Origin of the sequence: Mucilaginibacter sp. (assembly GCF_964263795.1) — a bacterium.
In the GTDB taxonomy this organism is placed as follows: domain Bacteria; phylum Bacteroidota; class Bacteroidia; order Sphingobacteriales; family Sphingobacteriaceae; genus Mucilaginibacter.
This window is the reverse complement of the sequence record NZ_CAXVWK010000020.1, coordinates 87,093-108,247: the sequence shown is the minus strand read 5'-3', so window position 1 is coordinate 108,247 and position 21,155 is coordinate 87,093. Positions and strand designations below refer to the sequence as shown.

The following is a 21,155-nucleotide window of genomic DNA, read 5'->3' as shown; positions in this document are numbered from 1 at the left end:
GTTTAACCCCTTAACTCAATATAAAAAAAACACTTTCCACATTTAGGAAAATTACCTACATTTGCGGGCTAATTGTTGCTCATTGAAATCGCTAAAGACATATTCAATCCCTTTCACCGGCCTTAAGCTGGGTAAGCATTATTTTGAATACGAAATAACGGATGCTTTTTTTGGTGAATTTGATTATTCGCTGGTTAAAAAAGCCAATCTTGTTTGCAAGGTTGAACTTGAAAGACAGGAAACAATGCTTATCCTGAACTTTGATATTACCGGCACTGTTACCGCTAACTGCGACAGGTGCCTGTCTGAATATCAACAGCCGCTGGATATTCATGAGCAGCAGATTGCCCGCTTTACCGAAGAGGAAATGGGCGAGGATGATGAAATTATTACCTTGGGCAAGAACGATCATGAGATTGATATTGCCGGGTTGATATACGAATATGTTAATGTTGCTATGCCATTTATTGCCAACTGCAGTAATGAGAGCGACAGCCGACAGTGTGACGAGGAGATGCTTGACAGCTTGAATAAGCTACAGGCTAATGATGAACAGGAAGAGAAAACGGACCCGAGATGGGACGCTCTTAAAAAATTTAAGTAACATTTAATAACAGGATTATGCCACATCCAAAACGGAAAATTTCGAAATCGAGAAGAGATAAACGCAGAACGCATGATAAAGCGTTAGCGCCTACTTTAACTACTTGCCAAACCACTGGTGCTGTGCACTTGCCACACCGTGCTTACACTGTTGATGGTAATGTATACTTCAACGGTAAAGTACTAATAGAAAAAGCAGTAGCAGTATAGTAAGTTAATTTTCTATTATGAAGATTGGCTTAGATATTATGGGTGGCGATTATGCCCCCAAAGCAACTGTTTTAGGGGCAATTGAAGCTTTTAAAGTTTTACCTGCCAACCAAAAACTGGTGCTTATAGGCGATAAAGACATTGCGCTTTCTATTCTTCAGGAAAATAATTTTAGTCCCGATCACTTTGAGTTTGTACACACAACCGAAGTGATTGGCATGGGCGAACACCCTACAAAGGCGATAGTTCAAAAACCTGATTCAAGCATTGCCGTTGGCTTCAAACTGCTTAAAGAAGATGCTATTCAGGCGTTTTCATCTGCAGGTAATACCGGTGCAATGCTGGTTGGTTCTATGTTCAGCGTAAAAACCATACCGGGCGTTATACGGCCGGCTATGACAGCCATTGTACCCAAACTTAAAGGCGGTTTGGGTATTATTTTGGATGTAGGTGCCAATGCCGATTGTAAGCCCGATGTGTTGCTGCAATTTGGCGTTTTGGGCAGCCTGCTTGCCGAGTCGGTTTACCAGATCAATAACCCCCGCATTGCGCTGATGAATATTGGCGAAGAGGAAGAAAAAGGCAACTTGCTTTTACAGGCCACTTACCCTTTAATGCGCGATACCAAGCTGTTTAACTTTGTTGGTAACATTGAGGGTCGCGACCTTTTTGAAGATAACAACGATGTTGTTGTATGCGATGGTTTTACGGGTAACGTAATACTTAAGCTTGCCGAGTCGTTTTATGTTATCTCTCTTAAGAAAAAATTTAATGACGAATTTTTTGACCGTTTTAACTACGAGCAATACGGCGGCAGCCCCATCCTGGGTGTAAACGCACCGGTTGTTGTAGGGCACGGCATATCTAATCCGGAGGCTATCAAAAACATGGTATTGCTATCTAAAAACATGATAGAAACCAAGCTGATAGATAAAATTAAACAGGCTTTTCAGTAAAAATATGAGTAAAATTCATGCTGCTATTACCGCTGTTAATGGTTACGTGCCCGATTATGTGCTAACTAACCAGGAGCTGGAAACAATGGTTGATACGAATGACGAGTGGATAACCACCCGCACCGGTATCAAAGAGCGCAGGATACTAAAGGGCGAAGGCCTTGGCACGTCAGATATGGCGGTACCCGCTGTTGAAGGTTTGCTTAAAAAACGTGGCATTAGCGCCCAGGAAATTGACCTGATCATTTTTTGCACTACCACACCCGATCTTCCTTTCCCGGCTACGGCAAACCTGCTAGCGCATAAAATTGGCGCTACAAATGCCTGGGGATATGATTTGCAGGCAGCCTGTTCGGGCTTTTTGTTTGGTTTAGCTACCGGCGCTCAATTTATTGAAAGTGGTAAGCACACCAAGGTGCTGGTTGTGGGCGGTGATAAAATGTCGTCGATCATTAACTATGAAGACCGCGCTACCTGTATCATATTTGGCGATGGCTGCGGCTGCGCCCTTCTTGAACCTAATACCGAAGGCTACGGCATCCTGGATTCTGTATTGAAAAGTGACGGATCGGGATCGCACCTGCTGTTCCAAAAATCGGGCGGATCAGTTAGCCCTGCCACGCATGAAACCGTTGCTGCCAAAGAGCATTATGCCTACCAGGAAGGCCAGGCGGTATTTAAATTCGCCGTTACCAATATGGCGGATGTTGCTGCCGAAGTAATGGACCGCAATCACCTTACTGCCGATGATATTGCCTGGCTGGTGCCGCACCAGGCCAACAAACGTATAATTGATGCAACAGCAAACCGTACCGGCGTTAGTGCCGATAAGGTAATTGTAAACATTGAGCGTTATGGCAACACTACAAACGGTACTATACCCTTATGCCTGTGGGAGTGGGAAAGCAAATTTAAAAAAGGAGATAACCTTATCCTTGCTGCATTTGGCGGTGGCTTTACCTGGGGCTCTATTTATTTAAAGTGGGCGTATTAACGGATGTACACATTATAAATGTGCAGATATGCAGATTTTTAATTAAAACATCTTAAAATTGTACCTGTTAAGTAATTAATTCATTTTAAATCAGCTGCATATTTGCATACCTGCACATTTGCATATTTATAAATACTTTTATCCAAACCAATTATCGCTATTATGGATATTAAACAGATTCAGGATCTTATTCGCTTTGTCTCCAAATCGGGAGTGAACGAAGTTTCTATTGAACAGGAAAACTTTAAGATCACTATCAAAACCAATGAAGCGCCAACCTACGTTAATGCGAGTATACCGGCACCATTGGCACAGGCAGCTGCCCCACAGCCTGCGGCTTTACCATCAGTGGCCCCAGCAGAACCTGTAACTGCAGTTGCAGATACCAGCAACTATATCACTATAAAATCGCCTATGATCGGTACTTTTTACCGTTCATCATCACCTGATAAACCTTTGTTTGTTAACGTTGGCGATGAAATAAGCACCGGCAGCGTACTATGCATTATTGAGGCAATGAAACTGTTTAATGAGATCGAGTCTGAAGTATCGGGCCGTATTGTTAAAGTGCTGGTTGATAACGCATCGCCGGTTGAGTACGATCAGCCTTTATTTTTAGTTGAACCTAAGTAATTGTTAGTTGATTAAGTTGAATGGTTACTGGTGAGTGGTTTCAACTCAATCAACCACTTAACCTAATCAACCACTAACTAAAACAAACATGTTTAAGAAAATATTAATAGCTAACCGAGGTGAAATTGCCCTGCGAATCATTCGCACCTGTAAAGAAATGGGCATTAAAACCATAGCTGTATACTCCACTGCCGATCGCGACAGCCTCCATGTGCGTTTTGCCGACGAAGCTGTTTGTATTGGGCCCCCTCCAAGCCGCGACTCATATCTTAACATTCCGAACATCATTTCTGCTGCCGAATTAACCAATGCCGATGCGATACATCCGGGTTACGGTTTCTTGTCAGAGAATGCAAAGTTTAGCGCTATTTGTGCCGAATACGGTATTAAATTCATTGGCGCCACTGCAGATCAGATCAATAAGATGGGTGACAAGGCTTCGGCTAAAGAAACCATGAAAAAAGCAGGCGTACCAATCGTTCCGGGTTCGGAAGGGTTATTGGCTGATATCAAATCCGGTATCGCAATCGCCAATAAAATCGGTTACCCGGTTATACTTAAGGCAACCGCCGGTGGTGGTGGCCGCGGTATGCGCATTGTTTGGAAAGACGAAGAATTTGAGAACGCCTGGGACAGCGCACGTGCCGAATCGGGCGCGGCCTTTGGTAACGATGGCCTGTACCTGGAAAAATATGTTCAAGATCCCCGCCATATCGAAATACAGGTAGTGGGCGATCAGTATGGCAAAGTTTGCCATCTGTCAGAACGCGACTGCTCTATCCAGCGGCGCCACCAGAAATTGGTAGAAGAAGCACCATCACCTTTCATGACCGAAAAACTGCGCAAGCGCATGGGCGAAGCCGCTATCAAAGGCGCTAAAGCCGTTAAGTATGAAGGTGCGGGCACGGTAGAGTTTTTGGTTGACAAAGACCGCAACTTTTACTTTATGGAAATGAACACCCGTATCCAGGTAGAGCACCCGGTTACCGAAGAGGTGATCAATTTTGATCTGATTAAAGAGCAGATCAAGGTGGCCGCGGGTATCCCAATTTCAGGTAAAAATTATGAGCCAACCATGCATGCCATTGAGTGCCGTATCAATGCCGAAGACCCTGCAAATAATTTTCGTCCGTCGCCGGGCCGTATAACCAACTTCCATTCGCCGGGTGGCCACGGGGTGCGTGTAGATACGCATGTTTACAGTGGTTACGCTATACCGCCTAATTACGACTCGATGATTGCAAAGGTGATTTGCATGGCGCAAACCCGTGAAGAAGCATTGGCTACCATGGAGCGTGCCCTGAGCGAATTTGTAATTGAGGGTATTAAAACTACTATTCCATTCCATTTAAAGCTGCTTAAAGACCCTAACTTTAGGGCCGGCAACTTTACTACCAAGTTTATGGAAACTTTTGAATATTAAGATTTATAAAACTTTCACGGATAAAAAGAACGTACATAGCATCGCGCAGCAAAATGCGCGGTAACGTTTAAAACAAGCAATGAGCGAAAATAAATTAATTAAGGCTATTAAAGAGAAAGGCCAGACCATGGAGGCCGAAATGTCGTTCTTTGACCACCTCGAAGCCTTAAGATGGCACCTGGTACGCTCGGCTATCGCTATTGTGATTTTTACCTGTGCTGCGTTCTATTTTTACGACTTTATTTTCGATACCGTTATCATGGGCCCGTCAAGGCCCGAGTTTTGGACGTATCGTATGCTGTGCAAACTGGGCGATTACCTGCACCGTGACGGTTTTTGTATCAATAAAATCAACATCAGCCTGCTTAACACCGATATGGCTGGTCAGTTTACTTTGCAGATCAACTCAGCCCTGCTAATAGGCATTACTGCCGGGTTCCCTTACCTGCTTTGGGAGATTTGGCGGTTTATTAAGCCTGCCCTGCATGAAAAAGAGCGCAAGGCAGCAAGCGGTTTTGTAATATATGCATCTGCATTATTCATTATTGGTATCTTGTTTGGATATTACGTCATCACGCCCGAATCAATAAACTTCCTGGCTGGGTACACCATCAGTTCTAAAATTCAAAATTTATTTACGGTAGATTCTTACCTTTCCTCCGTAGCGACGTTAACGCTGGCAACAGGTGTGGTTTTTGAATTACCTATTATCGTATACGTACTTTCATCTTTGGGTATCCTTACTCAAAAATTCATGCGCGAAACCCGGCGTTACGCGGTCGTAGTTATCCTGATCATAGCGGCCGTAGTTACACCAACACCCGATATGATGACCATGACTGTGGTAAGTATCCCGCTATTCATCTTATATGAAGTTGGTATTATGGTTGCCGGTGTTGTTGAGAAAAGAAAATTAGCGCGCGAGAACGCCGCTGTTTAGGCTTATCCAACAAAATCTTTACCTTAGTCAATTCATAATATTTATACATTTGAATTGATGAAAAAGGGATTAAAGATTGCCATTGGTGCAGATCACGCAGGGTTTGATTACAAACAGGCCATTTTGAGCATGTTTGGCGATGACCTGAGTTTTCATGACTTTGGTACCTATTCTACCGAATCTGCCGATTACCCCGATTTTGCCCATCCTGTAGCATTAGCTGTTGAAAATGGCGATGTAGACTTTGGTATTTTGCTTTGCGGCAGCGCCAATGGCGTTGCTATGACGGCTAATAAACACCAGGATATCCGCGCAGCTATTTGCTGGAAGGCAGAACTGGCTATCCCGGCACGCACGCACAACAACGCTAATGTATTATGCCTGCCTGCCCGCCATATGAGCATCGAAGAGGCGAAAAAAACTATCGAAACATTTTTGAGTGAAGAATTTGAGGGTGGCCGCCACGGTCGCCGTGTTGATAAAATAAGCTGTTAATTAACCCAATAGAAAATAAATGAAGAGATTACCATTATGGATTACTGCACTGGGCTTTGCAATGAACGCCTGCGCTCAGCAAAATCCAACCGCAGTAAAATATGCTAAGCTGATAACTGCCGATGATGCTAAAAAGCACCTGAGCATACTAGCATCCGACGAATTTGAAGGCCGCGAAACCGGTAAGGCCGGTGCCGAAAAAGCCGCTAACTACATTGCCGGCGAATTTAAAAAATTAGGTTTAGAAGCTCCGGTTAACGGATCATACTTTTTTGATGTACCGCTTTCAGAGAATACATCTAAAATAACTGCTTTTAACGTTAACGGCCAGAATTTTACCGCATGGAAAGATTTTTTTGTACAGGGTTTACTGCCGGATAAGCGCCTTACTGTCGCTAACATTGTGTTTGTAGGTTATGGTACGTCCGAAGAAATAGCAGGACTTGATTTAACTAACAAAATTGTTGTGCTTATCAATGAAGACAAATCTGTTGAGGGCCAAAAAGCAAATGTAAGCTACCGCGCAACACCGGCGCGCCGTGCCATTGTTAAAGAACTGCGCGATAAGAACCCAGCCCTTATCATTGCTGTAAACGGCGAACTGGGCCCGATCTTGAAACGTTATGGTGCAAGCCAGGGCGGTGCAAGCCTGGCAATCAAAAAAGATGCTGCTGCTACACCTGCGCCGATGTTTAACGTGACAACCGAGGTTGGCGATGCCTTTTTAAAACCATCAGGTAAAACTTACGAGCAGTTAAAAGCTGCCGCCGCAACTGCAAAGCAAACACAGGTAGTGCAAACTATTGCAACCATTGCGTTCAATACCGAGAAAAAAGACGTAAAGGCGGTTGATGTAGTTGGCTTTATGCCCGGATCAGACGCTAAGTTGAAAAGCGAGATCCTGGTGATATCTGCACATTACGATCACATTGGTTTAAACACCCGCCCTGGTGCAACCGATAAAGTAAATAATGGGGCTGATGACGATGGATCGGGCACTACCGGCGTATTGGAAATCGCCCGTGCATTTGCCCAGGCTAAAAAAGACGGCCACGGCCCTAAACGCAGTGTGTTGTTTTTAGGTAACGTAGGCGAAGAGAAAGGCCTTTTAGGTTCGGAGTATTATACCGATCATCCTATCTATCCGCTGGCTAACACTATCGCCGATTTGAATATCGATATGATTGGCCGCATTGGCGACGAGTACAAAAACAACCCGGATTCTGCCAATTACGTTTACCCTATCGGCTCTAATATGCTAAGCAGCGACCTGCACAAAATTGGCGACGATGCTAACAACACTTACACTAAGTTAAAGCTGGATTATAAATATGATGATCTGAATGATCCTAACCAGTTCTACTACCGGTCAGATCATTATAACTTTGCCCGTTACGGCGTACCGATTATTTTTTACTTTAACGGAGTACACCCGGATTACCATCAGCCTGGCGACGAAGTAAGCAAAATTAACTTCCCGCTGTTGGCTAAACGTGCACAGCTGGTATTTTTTACCGGTTGGGAACTGGCTAACCGTGCAACCCGCCCGGTGGTTGATAAGCCGGTATCAAAGGCAACCCGGTAAAAATTAACCATAAAAACATTGTAAAAAAGGCTCCATTAGGGGCCTTTTTTGCGTTACCGGGAACGGCATTTTATGTTAACCCACTATTTTCATAAAATACTAATAGTCAATTATTTAAGTTGTTTTTTCTTTAAAAAGTGTAAACCTTTGTTAACCTTTGTTACGTTTTTTAACCTGAAAAGGTCATTTGCCGCTTGCATGAGAGTGGTAAGCCATGCAGCGTTCATTGCCTGCAACCGATTCTATCAAACAGCCAAAAACAGCAGCATTTTTAACTTGGTATTAAAAACTTGTTTAATTTCGCGTAGATGGGAAACACCGCAGCCGAATTTCTGATCACCTCAGAGCATAAAGCCTTTGAGGTGGATCACCGCCGCATTATCAATTACAATATTGATAAATACAGTACAGCTGTAGAGCGGGGCCTGTCGCGTGTCATCAATCTGGACAACAATAAAAAGAAAGGCCACGTCATCAAATGGAAAGTGATGGAAAACCTGGACAAGTACCTGCCCGAGTTTGAAGCCAACTTTCAGCGCCGTGGCGGTAAGGTTATCTGGGCTAATGATGCCGAAGAAGCCAACCGCGAAATTCTGAATATTATTAACAAGGCAGGGGCAAAAACGGTCATCAAATCCAAATCAATGGCTACCGAAGAAATTCATTTAAATGAGTTTCTGAAGAGCCACCATATCGAATCGTTAGAAAGCGACCTGGGCGAATACATTGTGCAGTTGCTGGGCCAAAAGCCTTATCATATTGTAACGCCGGCAATGCATTTATCTAAAGAAGATATAGCCCGGCTATTTAATGAGCGTTTCGGCACGCCGTTAGATGCCACCCCCGAACAGCTCACCCAAAAAGCGCGCGAGCTGCTGCGGGAAAAATATCTTGCAGCGGATATTGGCGTTACCGGTGCCAACTTTATCATAGCAGATACAGGTAGCATTGCCATAAGCGAAAACGAAGGCAATGCCAGGTTAACCACATCATTCCCTAAAATACAGATCTCGATTGTCGGCATCGAAAAACTGATCCCATCTATTACCGACCTCGACCTGTTTTGGCCGATGCTTTCTACACATGGCACAGGGCAAAACCTTACCGTATACAATACCATTTTAAGCGGCCCCCGCCAGCCCGGCGAAACGGACGGGCCGGAAGAAATGTATGTGATACTGCTGGATAATGGCCGCACTAACCTGCTTGCTCAAAAAGACCAGCGGCAGGCGCTATACTGCATCCGTTGCGGGGCATGCCTTAACGTTTGCCCGGTTTATAAGAACATAGGAGGCCACACTTATGAAACCACATACAGCGGCCCTATTGGCTCCATCATTACCCCGCATATGCGCGGTATGGACGAATTTAAGCACCTGAGCTATGCATCGAGTTTGTGCGGCAGGTGTACCGAGGTTTGCCCGGTCAAGATAGATCTGCACAAACTACTGCTGCTTAACCGACGCGATGCAGTGCGCGAAAACCTGGTAACCGCCAAAGAAAAATGGGGCTGGGCCGCCTGGAAAAAGGGTATGCTAAAACGCAACGTTACCGATTTTTTTGGGGGTAAAGCCAAAAACTTTTTTGTGCGCACGTTCTTCAAAAGCACATGGGGGCATTTTAAAGAAATGCCGGAAGTAGCGCAAAAATCATTTAGCCAGCAATGGAAAGAGCAGGAGAAGACTGCCGAATAACCTAACACAATGCGAAAGATCATACTGAACCTGGCGGTAAGCCTTGATGGATTTATTGAAGGCCCTAACGGCGAATACGACTGGTGCCTTACAGATCAGGATTACGGCATGGGCGATTTCCTGGAGAATGTAGATACCATTTTTATAGGCCGTAAAAGTTATGACATGATCAGCGCCGATACCAGCATGCTGCCGGTAGAGAAGATCTATGTATTCTCGGACACACTGGCGGACGAGAGCCGTAACCCAAACGTACAACTGGTGCCTTCGGCAAAATTTAATGAAGTAGTTAATGATGTGATTAACCAGCCTGGTAAAAATATCTGGCTGTTTGGCGGCGCGCAGATCGTATCCGAGTTATTAAACAAAGGCTTGATTAATACGCTGGTGCTGTCTATCCACCCGATTATCTTAGGTGATGGAAAACCACTTTTCAAAAACATCACAGAACGGGTAGAACTGATCCTTTTAGACCAGCAAGCTTACCCATCCGGATTGTTGCAGGCTACCTACACACTAAAGCCCCGGTTTGATATGGAGATGATGAAGCTGCTTTAACCGGCCAACGTTATAAATCAACGGTTAGCTATATTAGTGCTTATCACCGAACCCAAACTCTTTATAAGTATTAGGCATTTCGTTTCTGTTGCTGAAAGCAAAGGTGAAGGATGTGCTGGTAGTTTCGTAATCGGCATCTTTAGTGGTCGATTCTTCGATATGCACGCAACGGATCATGTAAATACCATCGCGGCTCAATGTAAAGTATATTTGCCCCGAAGCGTCAGTATCTAATTTCTGAGGGTATACATTCCCGGATGCGGTTTTAATATACAGGTAAGCAGCGCTGTTTTTCAAAGGCTTGCCCTTGTAGTTGATCACCGCAGTAATATCCTCGCCGTAATTTTTCTTATATGGGTTTTGCTTCAGCATTATTTCAAAATCGTTGCCCATAAGTTTTTCATAAATGCTGCCACCAGGGTTATCAACCGTAAAAAGCGTTTTAAGGTAACGGGTAGATTTTTCAGTAAAATAAAGGCTGTTACTGTTCTTCAACTTGTCGGCCAGCGTTTCAAAACCCTGGTCGGTTAGGTAGGTGATAAACTGGTCGCGCGGAACATCATTGCTCTCCGCTTTGGTATTCAATTCAACCAGTGCAAGTCCGCTACTATTTAAAGGGTAGGTAGCCAGCGGGGAATCGTTTTCCCTGGCCGTTTTGGTCAGGTCAGTTTTCTTCGATCCCTCGTAGATGTTAAATTTAATGGTTTTGGCAGCGCTGTAACCAGCCTCACCTTCTTTTGCAAAGTTGGTACCTGTTAACAGGTGCAGGTTCAATTTTTCGCCTTTGTGTAAATAAAAGCTTTCGGGTAGCAGGAATGTATCGGGTGCAAACGCAAAAAGCGCCACTGCAGATATCATCAAAAATATTTTGGCGACGTTGTGCTTCATGATAGCTCAAACATACAAAGTTTTAAAAACTTCTTAGCTTTACAGGGATGATTTTTGACAGGAAAACGATAGATAACGATGGTTTGATCAATTTTTACAAGAAATTGCTGCTGCCTCGTCTTGTCGAAGAAAAGATGCTGATACTGCTGCGTCAGGGCCGCATTGGCAAATGGTTTAGTGGTATAGGGCAGGAAGCCATTGCTGTGGGTGCTACGATGGCTATGCATGCCGATGAGTATATTTTGCCCATGCACCGTAACCTGGGCGTATTTACGGCCCGTAACATCCCTGTAGCACGATTAATGGGGCAATGGCAGGGCAAAGCATCAGGCTTTACCAACGGCCGCGACCGCTCATTCCATTTTGGTACGCAAGACTATAAGATCATAGGTATGATATCGCACCTGGGCCCGCAAATGGCCCTGGCAGATGGTATTGCACTGGCCGATAAGATAAGTGGTAAAAAGAAGGTAACATTGGTATTTACCGGTGAGGGCGCTACGAGTGAGGGCGACTTTCATGAGGCGTTGAATATAGCCGCTGTTTGGGGCCTGCCGGTTATCTTCCTGATAGAGAACAACGGGTACGGCCTCTCTACTCCGGTAAGCGAGCAGTACCGCTGCGCAAACCTGGTTGATAAAGCAATTGGCTATGGTATGGAGGGACGGCAAATAGATGGCAACAACATCCTTGAGGTTTATCATACCATTAGCGAACTGGCTGCGGATATGCGCGAAAACCCGCGCCCCGTTTTAGTAGAATGTATGACCTTCCGGATGCGCGGGCACGAGGAAGCATCGGGCACTAAATACGTTCCTGCGCACCTGTTTGAGGAGTGGGCGAAGAAAGATCCGCTGGATAATTTTGAGCAGTTTTTGTTGCAGGAAAACGTGTTACGGCCCGAGTGGATCCCTTACCTGCGAAAAGAGTTTGCTACCCTGATAGATGCAGAAATAGAGAAGGTTTTTAATGAGCCGGAGATCATCCCGGATATAGCTACCGAAGTTGACGCTATGTACCGCCGGTACAGCATGCCGAGGCACGAACACTCGGGCATACTAAGCCATAAGCGTTACATAGATGCTATTAGCGACGCATTGCGACAAAGCATGCGTAAGCACAGCAACCTTATTATAATGGGGCAGGACATTGCCGAATATGGGGGCGCCTTTAAAATTACCCAGGGTTTTTTAGCCGAATTTGGTAAAGACCGGGTGCGCAATACGCCTATATGCGAATCGGGCATTGTTGGTGCGGCTATGGGGCTGGCCATAAACGGTTACAAGGCTGTGGTTGAGATGCAGTTTGCCGATTTTGTAAGCAGCGGTTTTAACCAGGTGGTAAATAACCTTGCTAAAACGCACTACCGATGGGGCCAGGCAATAAACGTGGTGATCAGGATGCCGGCAGGCGGCGGCTCGGGCGCCGGGCCATTCCATTCGCAAACTAACGAGGCCTGGTTCACTAAAACGCCGGGGTTGAAGGTGGTTTACCCATCATCGCCGGATGACGCCAAGGGGCTGTTAATGGCGGCTATTGACGACCCTAACCCGGTGCTTTACTTTGAGCATAAGTATCTTTATCGTAACATGGCGGGTAACGTGCAGGATGATGATTATTATGTGGAGATAGGTAAGGCGCATATCGTGCGGCCGGGTACCAGGGCAAGCATTATCACTTACGGATTAGGCGTGCTATGGGCAACTGAATACGCAGAAAACCATCCCGAATATTCAATAGAAATATTAGATCTGCGCAGCCTGCAACCCTGGGATAAAGAAGCGGTTGAAAAAACCGTCAAAAAAACATCGAAAGTAATGGTGTTACATGAAGATACCCTGACCGGCGGCTTCGGCGGCGAAATTGCGGCTTATATTGGCGAACACTTTTTTAAATACCTGGATGCACCGGTAATGCGCTGCGCCAGCCTGGATACTGCCATACCTATGCTAAAAGGTTTAGAAGATCAGTTTATGGCCAAGGCCCGATTGGAAAAGATGATGGATGCGTTGTTGAAATTTTAACTATCTTAGTATATGTTGACGTTAGAAGAAATATACGCTCAGGATCCCGATCAAAAAATAATCGATGAGGGAGCAGGGTGGGGGGCCGAACAAATGTTAAAGGCTGGTGTCCCTATATTTTATAGGGATGAAAACTATCCTGAAACAATGGATGGGAACCTATTTGTAAAGGAATACACAAGTGGTGCTAAATTTATAGTTAAGAAAGTGCTGACAGATGATTTGCGTTTGCTTGAAGAAATCATCAGACCGTTGAACGCCTTATAATGCCCACTATAGTTGTAATCGGTGGCCCAAATGGTTCAGGAAAAACAACCCTTACATCTCATTTACTTCAAAGAGGACGTATAAAAACGGATGTTATAAATCCGGATAATATAGCTTTGACCGATTTTGGTGGATACCATTTCCACATTAAAGCGGCAAAGGTCGCTTTAGAAAATCGCCATACGCTAATCAAACAAAATGCTGATCTCGCATTTGAAACAACCTTCTCCGGAAATTCAGAAATTCGCGATATTGAATCCGCCCGGTCAGCCGGATATAGTGCGGTTTTGTATTATATCGCTTTGCAATCGGTACTAGACAACGTTATACGTGTAGAAGAACGAAAAACCAACATGGGGCATAATGTTGAATTAGATGATGTTATTAGAAGATACGATAAGAGTAGAGCAAATCTAATTAAACATATTGAACTGTTTGACCGTGCTTACCTTTTCGACAATTCCGGTTCAAGCAGGTCAAGGGTTGCAATTTTTGAAAAGGGTAAGCTACTTTGGCTGAACACAAAGCATAAAGATCATCCTTTTTATAAAGGCCTATTTTAATCCTCCACCAACTCCACTTCAGCCACAGGGCTAAACAGGTAAACGCGTTTACTGCTTACCTCAACACATTTGTATCGCTTCCGCAGCTTTTCTTCCTTGCGGAAAACACGTCCGTCTTTTAACTTAAAAATGGCTTTAACAGGCAGTTTTTCAACGGTGTGGATAGACTCTTTAACAGGATCATACTTTCGGAGCGACCGGTATAGCGTAAGGTCTGAGCAACTGGATGCAGCGGGATTGTTCAGATAACTGGTAATGGCCTGCTTTACATCCGGCGGAAAAACATCTTTTTCAAAAAATGGCTGCATCATCTTTTTGAAATTATTCTTCCATTCCGTGCCGTGCGGCTTGGCCTTTTGTTTATGCTCGTTCCAGGTGTGCAGGTGGGCAAACTCGTGTACAGTGGTTACCAAAAAAGCATATGGGTTAAGGTCGAAATTTACAGAGATGCGGTGGCCTTTGCCATCGTACGGCGCGCGATAGTCGCCAAATTTGGTGCCGCGGTTGCGTGAAATTTTAAATTCGCATTTAAAGTAATCTATCCAGCGGCCAATCAGCGGGGCCGCATCCGGCGGAAGATACTGTTCTAAAACTTTTACTTTATCCAATGTTTACCTCTGTATCAAAGATAAGGGTTTTGAGTTTGAAATAATATTGATCAGTGAATTTGAATATGAGATGATGAAGTAAAGACTTTTGCATTCCTTATTTAGGATTTGGTTACCCTTTATACAGACAGTATTATTTCAAAAGGTGATAAACCAAAAAAGCAGCCCCGTATGCCAGTACGGTCATATAGGCAAACTGGGCGGCGGGCCAGCGCCAGTCTTTAGTTTCGCGGTAAACTACGGCCACGGTACTGGCGCATTGCATGGCAAAGGCGTAAAACATCATTAATGAAAATGCTACGGCTAAGGTAAATACCGGCTGCCCCTGCGGATTTTTGGCATTACGCATTTTATCCTGCACAGAGTCTATCCTGTCTGCGTCGCCTTCCACACTATATATGGTAGCCATGGTGCCTACAAACACTTCGCGTGCGGCAAATGATGTAATAAGGGCTATCCCTATCTTCCAATCGAAACCTAAAGGTTTAATAACCGGCTCTATCACATGCCCTAATATACCAGCGTAAGAATTTTCGAGTTTTTCGCTGGATATTACGCGGGTCAGGCTATCTGGTTTCATGGTTCTGGTGAACGCCGGTTGCTGATATTTCTGTTCTATTTTTTCAAACCGGTTGCCGGGCCCGTAAGATGATAGCACCCAAAGGATTATGGATACAGCAATTATCACTTTGCCTGCCTGGAGCACGAACGCCTTTGATCGCTCGTACATGGAAAACAAGACGTTGTTCCACCGGGGCATGCGGTAAACGGGTAACTCCATAATAAAGTAGCCGCGCTCCCGTGCCTTTAAAACAAATTTCATTACAAAGGCTACAATTACTGCCGAAAGCAGGCTGAGCACGTACATGCCGGTTAAAGCCAGGCCCTGCAAATTAAATATCCACCATACGTTACGGTTGGGTACTACCAAGGCTATCAGCAGGGTGTAAACAGGTAAACGTGCCGAGCAGGCAACCAACGGGGTTACCATAATGGTGATCATCCTGTCCTTCCAGTTTTCGATGGTTCGGGTACTCATGATAGATGGTACCGCGCAGGCAAAGCCGCCAATCAATGGCACTACCGATTTACCGTTAAGCCCTACTTTGCGCATGATCTTGTCCATCATAAACGTAACGCGCGACATATAGCCGGTATCTTCCAGTATGGATATAAAGGCAAATAAAATGGCAATTTGAGGTATAAAAACCATCACGCCGCTCAACCCGGCAACCACACCGTCAATAAGCAGATCGGCAAGCGGGCCGGTAGGTAAAACATTACGCAGCAAACCTTCTGCCCAAACAAACAAACCCTCTATCAATGACATGGGATATTCTGACCAGGCAAATATCGACTGGAACATGAACAGCAGCACAGCCATGAAGATGATAAACCCAAACACGCAGTGGGTAAGTACTTTATCTATTTTGTTGCTGATGCTCTCGTCATGAGCGGTGGCCGGCGTTTTAACCGTATCATACAATATATCATTAATATAGTTGTACCGGGCAATGGTTTCTGTAGCCTGTGCTTTTTGCGAGTGAAAGGAGTGCAGCTTTTCTAACTGCTCAATACGTTCACTTTGTGCTGGCGTTAAAAATTGGAGTGTTTCATGCTGATGCGCCAGCTGCAATGCGAAATATGGGTTATCGGTAGCTATAAGATCTTCTATATCGGCTATCAGCAAGGGGGCAATGGAACGTACGTCGATGCTTTCAACCTGTAATGCGTGTTTATTTGTAAAGGAGATGATCTTCTTCAGATCGTCCACCCCTTCAACCTTACGGGCGGATACAGGAACAACCGGCACGCCCAACCTGCTTGATAGAAGATCGATATCAATCTTGATGGCTGCCTTTCCGGCCAGGTCCATCATATTAAGGGCGACAATTACGGGGATCTTTAAGTCGGCAACCTGCGTGTAAAGCAACAGGTTCCGCTTCAGGTTAGTAGCATCCAGGATCACCACAACCAAATCAGGCGTAAGTTCAGTGTCCTTTTCGGCTAAAACCGAAAACACGATGGACTCATCCTTACTTTTAGGGTATAAGCTATAGGTACCGGGAAGGTCGATGATTTCGGCACGGCGGCCATCAGGTAGTTGGCTGTAACCTATCTTTTTATCAACAGTAACACCCGGGAAATTGCCTATTTTTTGGTTTAAGCCCGTTAAGGCGTTAAAGAGCGTGGATTTACCGGTATTGGGATTGCCTACAAGTGCTACTCTGATATCAGATTTCAATGCTTAACTACTACTGCAAAATAATGGTTGATGCTTCGAATTTGCGCAAACTTAGTTGATATCCTGATACATGTATGGCGATAGGATCGCCCAGAGGAGCAATGCGGGATACCCTGATTTCTTCGCCGGGAAGGCAACCCATTTCCATTAACTTAACAGACATTTCCAGGTCGGTAAATTCCTTAACTATCCCTGTTTCTCCTATCGAAAGTTGTGAAAGTGTCATCTGCGCTTAATTTGAATACAAATGTAAGCTTATTTATATTAAATCCAAATAATAATTGGATAGCTAATATAAAATTTAGGAGTAGGTTTTAACTTGCTGAAATGCGGGCAACTACAATCTTTTTTGAACAATCCGCATGATGATAATGACATCAACAAAGCAGCAGTAATGAGCAGTTTAAACTTTTTCATGTTTGATAGCATTAGCTGTTACTATAACACCGAATATCCCGATACATGTACCAACACAATCGGCAAAAAGATCGTCCCAGTTACCGCTGCGCCAGGTAAAAAAGTACTTCTGAGTCATTTCTATAAATGCGCCAAAACTGATCAGCACGATTGTATTTTTAGCGGCAACGGCAAACCTTAACGATGCGCTGTCCCACCGACGGATGCTGCCTTCGCAGTACAGGATAGCCAGTACGGCAAACAGCCCGCAGTGCACCAGTTTATCAAATCCCGGGAAAAACATATGCGATTCACCAACCTTACCCATTGGGACTGCGCAAATAATCAAAATAAATAAGGCCCACAAAATAGCAGGCCTGTAATATCTAAATTTAGCGGTCATTAAACGCCAATTACGCCTTTATAAGCATCTGCAGATAACAGGTTGTCAGCATCGGCTAAATCAGCCACGCTTATCTTAACCATCCAGCCATCGCCATAAGGGTCAGAGTTAACCAGCTCGGGCTGGCTATCAAGCATTTTGTTAACTTCTAAAATAGTACCGTTCAACGGCATAAATAAGTCAGATACTGTTTTAACAGCCTCGACTGTACCAAACACCGCTTCTTTAGCTACGTCCTGCCCAACGGTGTAAATATCTATGTAAACAATATCCCCTAATTCGCCCTGAGCAAACTCAGTTATACCAATATAAGCTTCGTTACCTTCAATTCTTATCCACTCGTGGTCGCTTGTGTATTTTAATTCTGCAGGGAAATTCATCGTGTTTAATTTATGTGTCCAAAAATAATAAAAGTTTAAGGTATAACAATAACTGCATAGATTAAAACTCCGCTATAAAAATGCCGGCGCTAAAACTAATTTGTTAATACATTGTTAACTATAAAAACTAAAAATACCTACAAAATGAAAAAATTAACCTTCATGGCAATGATAGCAGTTTCGGCACTATCATTCCAGGCTTGTAACAACGCAGCCAAAGACAGTAAAGAAACAGCCGACAGTGTAAATGCGGTTAAAGACACAACAACAAACGGATCTACCGGTATTGCTGTTGATGATATGGATTCAAAATTTGCCACCGAAATTGCCAATGCCGGTATGGCAGAAGTTGCCGCAGGTAAACTTGCATCAGAAAAAGCGGTTAGCGCCGATGTTAAAGAATTTGGCAGCATGATGGTAATGGACCATACAAAAGCCAACGAAGAACTGATGGCTATCGCCAAAACAAAAAACATTACTTTACCAACTGCACCGGACGAAGAGCACCAGAAAATGGCTGCAGACCTGGCTGCAAAATCAGGTAAAGATTTTGATAAAGCTTACGTTGACGCAATGGTTGACGGCCACAAAAAAGTAGCTTCTAAATTAGAAGATGGCAGCAAAAACTGCAAAGACGCTGATTTAAAAGCTTTTGCCGCTAAAACTTTACCGGTAGTGCAGGCGCATCTGGCTAAGATTGAAGCTATCCAAAAAGCAATGAAATAAGCTTAGGCTGACAAGTAAAAAAGGGGATGGGCGTTTGCCTATCCCCTTTTTTTATTGCAGGTACTTGCATAAGGCTGGTTAAAACAATATTTTTAGGCTCAACGCCTTAACTTCATGAAAAAACAACTCCTGCTCGTTTGCTTACTCCTGCTTGGCTGCTGCGAATTAAAAGCTCAAAAAACCGATGGTACCATCCAGGCTAAAGTACAGGGCCTAACCAAATACACAGGTTATTTTAACTTTTATTGGGATGATAAAACCGGCAAGGTGTTTTTGGAAGTAAATGATTTTAACAAAGAGTTCTTGTATGTTAATTCGCTCCCGGCGGGTGTAGGCTCCAACGATCTGGGATTAGACCGCGGGCAGATAGGTAATAGCCGTATAGTAAAATTTATTAAGATAGGCCCCAAGGTGCTGCTCATAGAGCCTAACTACAATTACCGGGCTAACAGTAACAATGCAGATGAGCGCAAATCTGTAGAAGAGGCATTTGCGCAATCAGCAATTTATGGTTTTACCGCGGTAGCGTCAGACGGCGACAAAACGCTGATAGACATTACCTCATTTTTACTGCGCGACAGCCATCGCATTGCCGACAGGCTGACCAATGGTAACCAAGGCAGTTACAGTGCAGATGAAGCACGTTCGGCTGTGTATTTGCCCAATACCAAAAGCTTTCCTGATAATAGCGAGTTTGAAGCAATTGTGACTTTGGCTGGAAAAGGCCGTGGTGCTGAAATCAGCTCGGTTACACCGGATGCCAACGCCGTTACCGTCAGGATGCACCACTCCTTCATTAAACTACCCGACGATAAATATAAATTGCGCAAGTTTGACCCCCGCGCCGGCTATTTTAACATCGATTATATGGATTACGCCACGCCGATCAATGAGCCGATAACTAAGCGCTTTTTAGTGCGCCACCGTTTAGAAAAAAAAGACCCAAAGGTTGCAATGAGTGAACCGGTTAAGCCGATCATTTACTACGTTGACAGGGGCGCGCCTGAGCCTGTACGCAGTGCCCTTATTGAAGGCGCATCATGGTGGAACCAGGCTTTTGAGGCAGCGGGATATAAAAATGCATTCCAGGTTAAGCTACTGCCTGAGGATGCCGACCCGATGGACGTTCGTTATAACATCATTCAATGGATCCATCGCTCTACACGCGGTTGGAGTTATGGTGCTTCGATATCCGATCCGCGCACCGGCGAGATCATTAAAGGCCAGGTGTCATTAGGCTCGTTACGAGACCGCCAGGACTTTTTAATTGCCGAAGGTTTTGTGCAACCCTACGAGGATGGGAAACCCGTGAGCGATAAAATGATGAAGCTGGCCATAGCCCGCTTACGGCAGCTATCGGCACATGAGGTAGGGCACACTTTGGGTTTACAGCATAACTTTGCGGCGAGTGTTAAAGACCGCTCATCGGTAATGGATTATCCGCCACCATTGGCTACGCTGGCTGCCAATGGGACAGTAGATTTAAGTAATTCTTACAAGCAGGAAATAGGCCCGTATGATAAGCGTGCTATTTTATATGGTTACCAGGATTTTGCTGATGGCACTAACGAGGACGCTGCTTTAAAAGGCATCGTTACCGAAACGATTAAGCAAGGATTCCAGTTTATATCAGATGAGGATTCCCGGGCTTCCGGCGGTGCGCACCCTTATGCACACCTATGGGATAACGGCGCGGATGCACCCGACGAGCTGAACCGCCTTATGATACTGCGCAAACATGTATTGGATAATTTCTCTGTCAAAGCCATTCGCCAGGATGCGCCAATGGCAACTTTAGAAGAAGTGCTGGTGCCTATGTACCTGCTGCACCGCTATCAGGTTGAGGCAACATCTAAGGTACTGGGCGGCTTATATTATACCTTCGCTTTAAAAAACGACGGCCAAACCGTTACTAAATTCATTTCACCTGCCGAGCAATGGAAAGCCTTTGATGCCTTGATGGGCACCATTAAGCCGGATGCGCTGGCATTGCCGGAGAGGCTTATTGCCCAGATACCACCCAGGGCTACCGGTTACCCGCGCACCCGGGAAACGTTTAAATCACGCACCGGTTTAACATTCGATCCGCTGGCTGCTGCAGAGTCTGCCGCGGGCACAACCTTATCGTTCATGCTGCAGCCTCAACGTGCTGCCCGTTTAATAGAGTATAACGCGCGAGATAACAGCCAGCCGGGGTTATTGCCGGTTCTAAACAAACTAATTGCCCAAACCTGGAAAGCCCCGCAACCCGCAGGTTACAAAGGTGAATTGCACCGCCTGGTGAACAATTTAACTTTAAAGGCATTACTTACTTTGGCAGCTAATAACAATGCTGCCGAGAATGTAAGGGGCATTGGCCTGTTGCAGGTAGATGAACTGAAAAGCTATTTAACAACCGCGTCTAAAACGGCCGCGGGAAGCGTAAAGGCCAACTACCTTTTTGGGCTGTCACAAATAAAAATGTTTGAGAACTCTCCTGATAAATTCCAACCGGTACCAGCAATAGCTATGCCCGATGGATCGCCAATTGGTGCTGATGAGGACTTTGATAATTAACACGTAAA

Annotated in this window: 22 protein-coding genes; 16 read left to right on the top strand and 6 right to left on the bottom strand. The window is 44.8% G+C overall.

What is annotated here, in order from left to right; translation table 11 throughout:
* Window positions 1-82: 82 nt before the first annotated feature.
* The 11 genes from ACE5CV_RS04370 to ACE5CV_RS04320 all read left to right on the top strand — a co-directional run bounded on the left by ACE5CV_RS04370 (window position 83) and on the right by ACE5CV_RS04320 (window position 10,091).
* The gene (locus ACE5CV_RS04370; RefSeq protein ID WP_374948941.1) at window positions 83-604 is read left to right on the top strand and encodes a DUF177 domain-containing protein; all 522 of its coding nucleotides are present in this window, start codon (window positions 83-85) and stop codon (window positions 602-604) included.
* Between the two features lie 17 nt (window positions 605-621).
* Window positions 622-813: a 50S ribosomal protein L32 gene (gene rpmF / locus ACE5CV_RS04365; RefSeq protein WP_374948940.1), complete on the top strand. Its 192-nt coding sequence runs from the start codon at window positions 622-624 to the stop codon at window positions 811-813.
* A gap of 17 nt (window positions 814-830) precedes the next feature.
* Window positions 831-1,769: a phosphate acyltransferase PlsX gene (gene plsX / locus ACE5CV_RS04360; protein ID WP_374948939.1), complete on the top strand. Its 939-nt coding sequence runs from the start codon at window positions 831-833 to the stop codon at window positions 1,767-1,769.
* 4 nt (window positions 1,770-1,773) lie between these two features.
* Complete coding sequence (locus ACE5CV_RS04355; protein WP_374948938.1) at window positions 1,774-2,763, top strand: beta-ketoacyl-ACP synthase III; 990 nt, start codon at window positions 1,774-1,776, stop codon at window positions 2,761-2,763.
* Between the two features lie 162 nt (window positions 2,764-2,925).
* Window positions 2,926-3,396, top strand: coding sequence for an acetyl-CoA carboxylase biotin carboxyl carrier protein (gene accB / locus ACE5CV_RS04350; protein WP_374948937.1), 471 nt, complete (start codon window positions 2,926-2,928; stop codon window positions 3,394-3,396).
* Between the two features lie 88 nt (window positions 3,397-3,484).
* The gene (gene accC, locus ACE5CV_RS04345) at window positions 3,485-4,819 is read left to right on the top strand and encodes an acetyl-CoA carboxylase biotin carboxylase subunit (RefSeq protein ID WP_374948936.1); all 1,335 of its coding nucleotides are present in this window, start codon (window positions 3,485-3,487) and stop codon (window positions 4,817-4,819) included.
* A 79-nt stretch (window positions 4,820-4,898) separates the two neighbouring features.
* Window positions 4,899-5,759 (top strand): twin-arginine translocase subunit TatC, encoded by an 861-nt coding sequence (gene tatC / locus ACE5CV_RS04340; RefSeq protein WP_374948935.1) that lies wholly within the window; start codon window positions 4,899-4,901, stop codon window positions 5,757-5,759.
* A gap of 57 nt (window positions 5,760-5,816) precedes the next feature.
* Complete coding sequence (gene rpiB, locus ACE5CV_RS04335; protein ID WP_374948934.1) at window positions 5,817-6,254, top strand: ribose 5-phosphate isomerase B; 438 nt, start codon at window positions 5,817-5,819, stop codon at window positions 6,252-6,254.
* Between the two features lie 19 nt (window positions 6,255-6,273).
* Complete coding sequence (locus ACE5CV_RS04330) at window positions 6,274-7,839, top strand: M28 family peptidase (RefSeq protein WP_374948933.1); 1,566 nt, start codon at window positions 6,274-6,276, stop codon at window positions 7,837-7,839.
* 308 nt (window positions 7,840-8,147) lie between these two features.
* On the top strand, window positions 8,148-9,533 hold the full coding sequence (locus tag ACE5CV_RS04325) for a LutB/LldF family L-lactate oxidation iron-sulfur protein (RefSeq protein ID WP_374948932.1): 1,386 nt from the start codon (window positions 8,148-8,150) through the stop codon (window positions 9,531-9,533).
* A gap of 9 nt (window positions 9,534-9,542) precedes the next feature.
* Window positions 9,543-10,091, top strand: coding sequence for a dihydrofolate reductase family protein (locus ACE5CV_RS04320; RefSeq protein WP_374948931.1), 549 nt, complete (start codon window positions 9,543-9,545; stop codon window positions 10,089-10,091).
* A gap of 33 nt (window positions 10,092-10,124) precedes the next feature.
* Here ACE5CV_RS04320 and ACE5CV_RS04315 read toward each other — a convergent pair whose 3' ends face one another.
* Window positions 10,125-10,979 carry a DUF4198 domain-containing protein gene (locus ACE5CV_RS04315; RefSeq protein WP_374948930.1) on the bottom strand — a complete coding sequence of 285 codons (855 nt, stop codon included), beginning with the start codon at window positions 10,977-10,979 and terminating at the stop codon, window positions 10,125-10,127.
* A gap of 47 nt (window positions 10,980-11,026) precedes the next feature.
* On the opposite strand from ACE5CV_RS04315, the gene ACE5CV_RS04310 reads away from it, so the two are divergent.
* The 3 genes from ACE5CV_RS04310 to ACE5CV_RS04300 are packed head-to-tail and all read left to right on the top strand — an operon-like array spanning window position 11,027 to window position 13,833.
* Window positions 11,027-13,003 carry a thiamine pyrophosphate-dependent enzyme gene (locus ACE5CV_RS04310; protein WP_374948929.1) on the top strand — a complete coding sequence of 659 codons (1,977 nt, stop codon included), beginning with the start codon at window positions 11,027-11,029 and terminating at the stop codon, window positions 13,001-13,003.
* A 12-nt stretch (window positions 13,004-13,015) separates the two neighbouring features.
* Entirely contained in the window at window positions 13,016-13,270 is a 255-nt protein-coding gene (locus ACE5CV_RS04305) for a hypothetical protein (protein ID WP_374948928.1), read from the top strand.
* Entirely contained in the window at window positions 13,270-13,833 is a 564-nt protein-coding gene (locus ACE5CV_RS04300; RefSeq protein ID WP_374948927.1) for a zeta toxin family protein, read from the top strand. Before ACE5CV_RS04305 ends, ACE5CV_RS04300 begins: the two co-directional genes overlap by 1 nt.
* On the opposite strand, the gene ACE5CV_RS04295 is transcribed toward ACE5CV_RS04300, so the two are convergent.
* The 5 genes from ACE5CV_RS04295 to gcvH form a co-directional block, all read right to left on the bottom strand.
* Entirely contained in the window at window positions 13,830-14,441 is a 612-nt protein-coding gene (locus ACE5CV_RS04295) for a SprT-like domain-containing protein (protein WP_374948926.1), read from the bottom strand. The genes ACE5CV_RS04300 and ACE5CV_RS04295 overlap by 4 nt on opposite strands.
* Window positions 14,442-14,574: 133 nt before the next feature.
* Window positions 14,575-16,686 carry a ferrous iron transport protein B gene (gene feoB / locus ACE5CV_RS04290; protein WP_374948925.1) on the bottom strand — a complete coding sequence of 704 codons (2,112 nt, stop codon included), beginning with the start codon at window positions 16,684-16,686 and terminating at the stop codon, window positions 14,575-14,577.
* A gap of 10 nt (window positions 16,687-16,696) precedes the next feature.
* The gene (locus tag ACE5CV_RS04285; protein ID WP_374948924.1) at window positions 16,697-16,912 is read right to left on the bottom strand and encodes a ferrous iron transport protein A; all 216 of its coding nucleotides are present in this window, start codon (window positions 16,910-16,912) and stop codon (window positions 16,697-16,699) included.
* Between the two features lie 177 nt (window positions 16,913-17,089).
* Window positions 17,090-17,485, bottom strand: coding sequence for a VanZ family protein (locus ACE5CV_RS04280; protein WP_374948923.1), 396 nt, complete (start codon window positions 17,483-17,485; stop codon window positions 17,090-17,092).
* On the bottom strand, window positions 17,485-17,865 hold the full coding sequence (gene gcvH, locus ACE5CV_RS04275; RefSeq protein WP_374948922.1) for a glycine cleavage system protein GcvH: 381 nt from the start codon (window positions 17,863-17,865) through the stop codon (window positions 17,485-17,487). The genes ACE5CV_RS04280 and gcvH overlap by 1 nt, the downstream gene beginning before the upstream one ends.
* Before the next feature lie 144 nt (window positions 17,866-18,009).
* Between gcvH and ACE5CV_RS04270 the strand changes: the two genes are divergently transcribed.
* Entirely contained in the window at window positions 18,010-18,591 is a 582-nt protein-coding gene (locus ACE5CV_RS04270) for a DUF4142 domain-containing protein (RefSeq protein ID WP_374948921.1), read from the top strand.
* Window positions 18,592-18,705: 114 nt separating this feature from the next.
* Window positions 18,706-21,147, top strand: coding sequence for a zinc-dependent metalloprotease (locus ACE5CV_RS04265; protein WP_374948920.1), 2,442 nt, complete (start codon window positions 18,706-18,708; stop codon window positions 21,145-21,147).
* Window positions 21,148-21,155 lie beyond the last annotated feature (8 nt).

Excerpts from the sequence above, each read along its gene's own strand:
- ACE5CV_RS04330 (WP_374948933.1), top strand. The coding sequence starts at position 6,274 with ATGAAGAGATTACCATTATGGATTACTGCACTGGGCTTTGCAATGAAC.
- ACE5CV_RS04300 (WP_374948927.1), top strand. The coding sequence starts at position 13,270 with ATGCCCACTATAGTTGTAATCGGTGGCCCAAATGGTTCAGGAAAAACA.
- ACE5CV_RS04320 (WP_374948931.1), top strand. The coding sequence starts at position 9,543 with ATGCGAAAGATCATACTGAACCTGGCGGTAAGCCTTGATGGATTTATT.
- tatC (WP_374948935.1), top strand. The coding sequence starts at position 4,899 with ATGAGCGAAAATAAATTAATTAAGGCTATTAAAGAGAAAGGCCAGACC.
- ACE5CV_RS04325 (WP_374948932.1), top strand. The coding sequence starts at position 8,148 with ATGGGAAACACCGCAGCCGAATTTCTGATCACCTCAGAGCATAAAGCC.
- gcvH (WP_374948922.1), bottom strand. The coding sequence starts at position 17,865 with ATGAATTTCCCTGCAGAATTAAAATACACAAGCGACCACGAGTGGATA.
- accB (WP_374948937.1), top strand. The coding sequence starts at position 2,926 with ATGGATATTAAACAGATTCAGGATCTTATTCGCTTTGTCTCCAAATCG.
- ACE5CV_RS04315 (WP_374948930.1), bottom strand. The coding sequence starts at position 10,979 with ATGAAGCACAACGTCGCCAAAATATTTTTGATGATATCTGCAGTGGCG.
- ACE5CV_RS04310 (WP_374948929.1), top strand. The coding sequence starts at position 11,027 with ATGATTTTTGACAGGAAAACGATAGATAACGATGGTTTGATCAATTTT.
- ACE5CV_RS04265 (WP_374948920.1), top strand. The coding sequence starts at position 18,706 with ATGAAAAAACAACTCCTGCTCGTTTGCTTACTCCTGCTTGGCTGCTGC.
- rpmF (WP_374948940.1), top strand. The coding sequence starts at position 622 with ATGCCACATCCAAAACGGAAAATTTCGAAATCGAGAAGAGATAAACGC.
- rpiB (WP_374948934.1), top strand. The coding sequence starts at position 5,817 with ATGAAAAAGGGATTAAAGATTGCCATTGGTGCAGATCACGCAGGGTTT.
- ACE5CV_RS04270 (WP_374948921.1), top strand. The coding sequence starts at position 18,010 with ATGAAAAAATTAACCTTCATGGCAATGATAGCAGTTTCGGCACTATCA.
- plsX (WP_374948939.1), top strand. The coding sequence starts at position 831 with ATGAAGATTGGCTTAGATATTATGGGTGGCGATTATGCCCCCAAAGCA.
- ACE5CV_RS04280 (WP_374948923.1), bottom strand. The coding sequence starts at position 17,485 with ATGACCGCTAAATTTAGATATTACAGGCCTGCTATTTTGTGGGCCTTA.
- ACE5CV_RS04355 (WP_374948938.1), top strand. The coding sequence starts at position 1,774 with ATGAGTAAAATTCATGCTGCTATTACCGCTGTTAATGGTTACGTGCCC.
- ACE5CV_RS04285 (WP_374948924.1), bottom strand. The coding sequence starts at position 16,912 with ATGACACTTTCACAACTTTCGATAGGAGAAACAGGGATAGTTAAGGAA.
- accC (WP_374948936.1), top strand. The coding sequence starts at position 3,485 with ATGTTTAAGAAAATATTAATAGCTAACCGAGGTGAAATTGCCCTGCGA.
- ACE5CV_RS04305 (WP_374948928.1), top strand. The coding sequence starts at position 13,016 with ATGTTGACGTTAGAAGAAATATACGCTCAGGATCCCGATCAAAAAATA.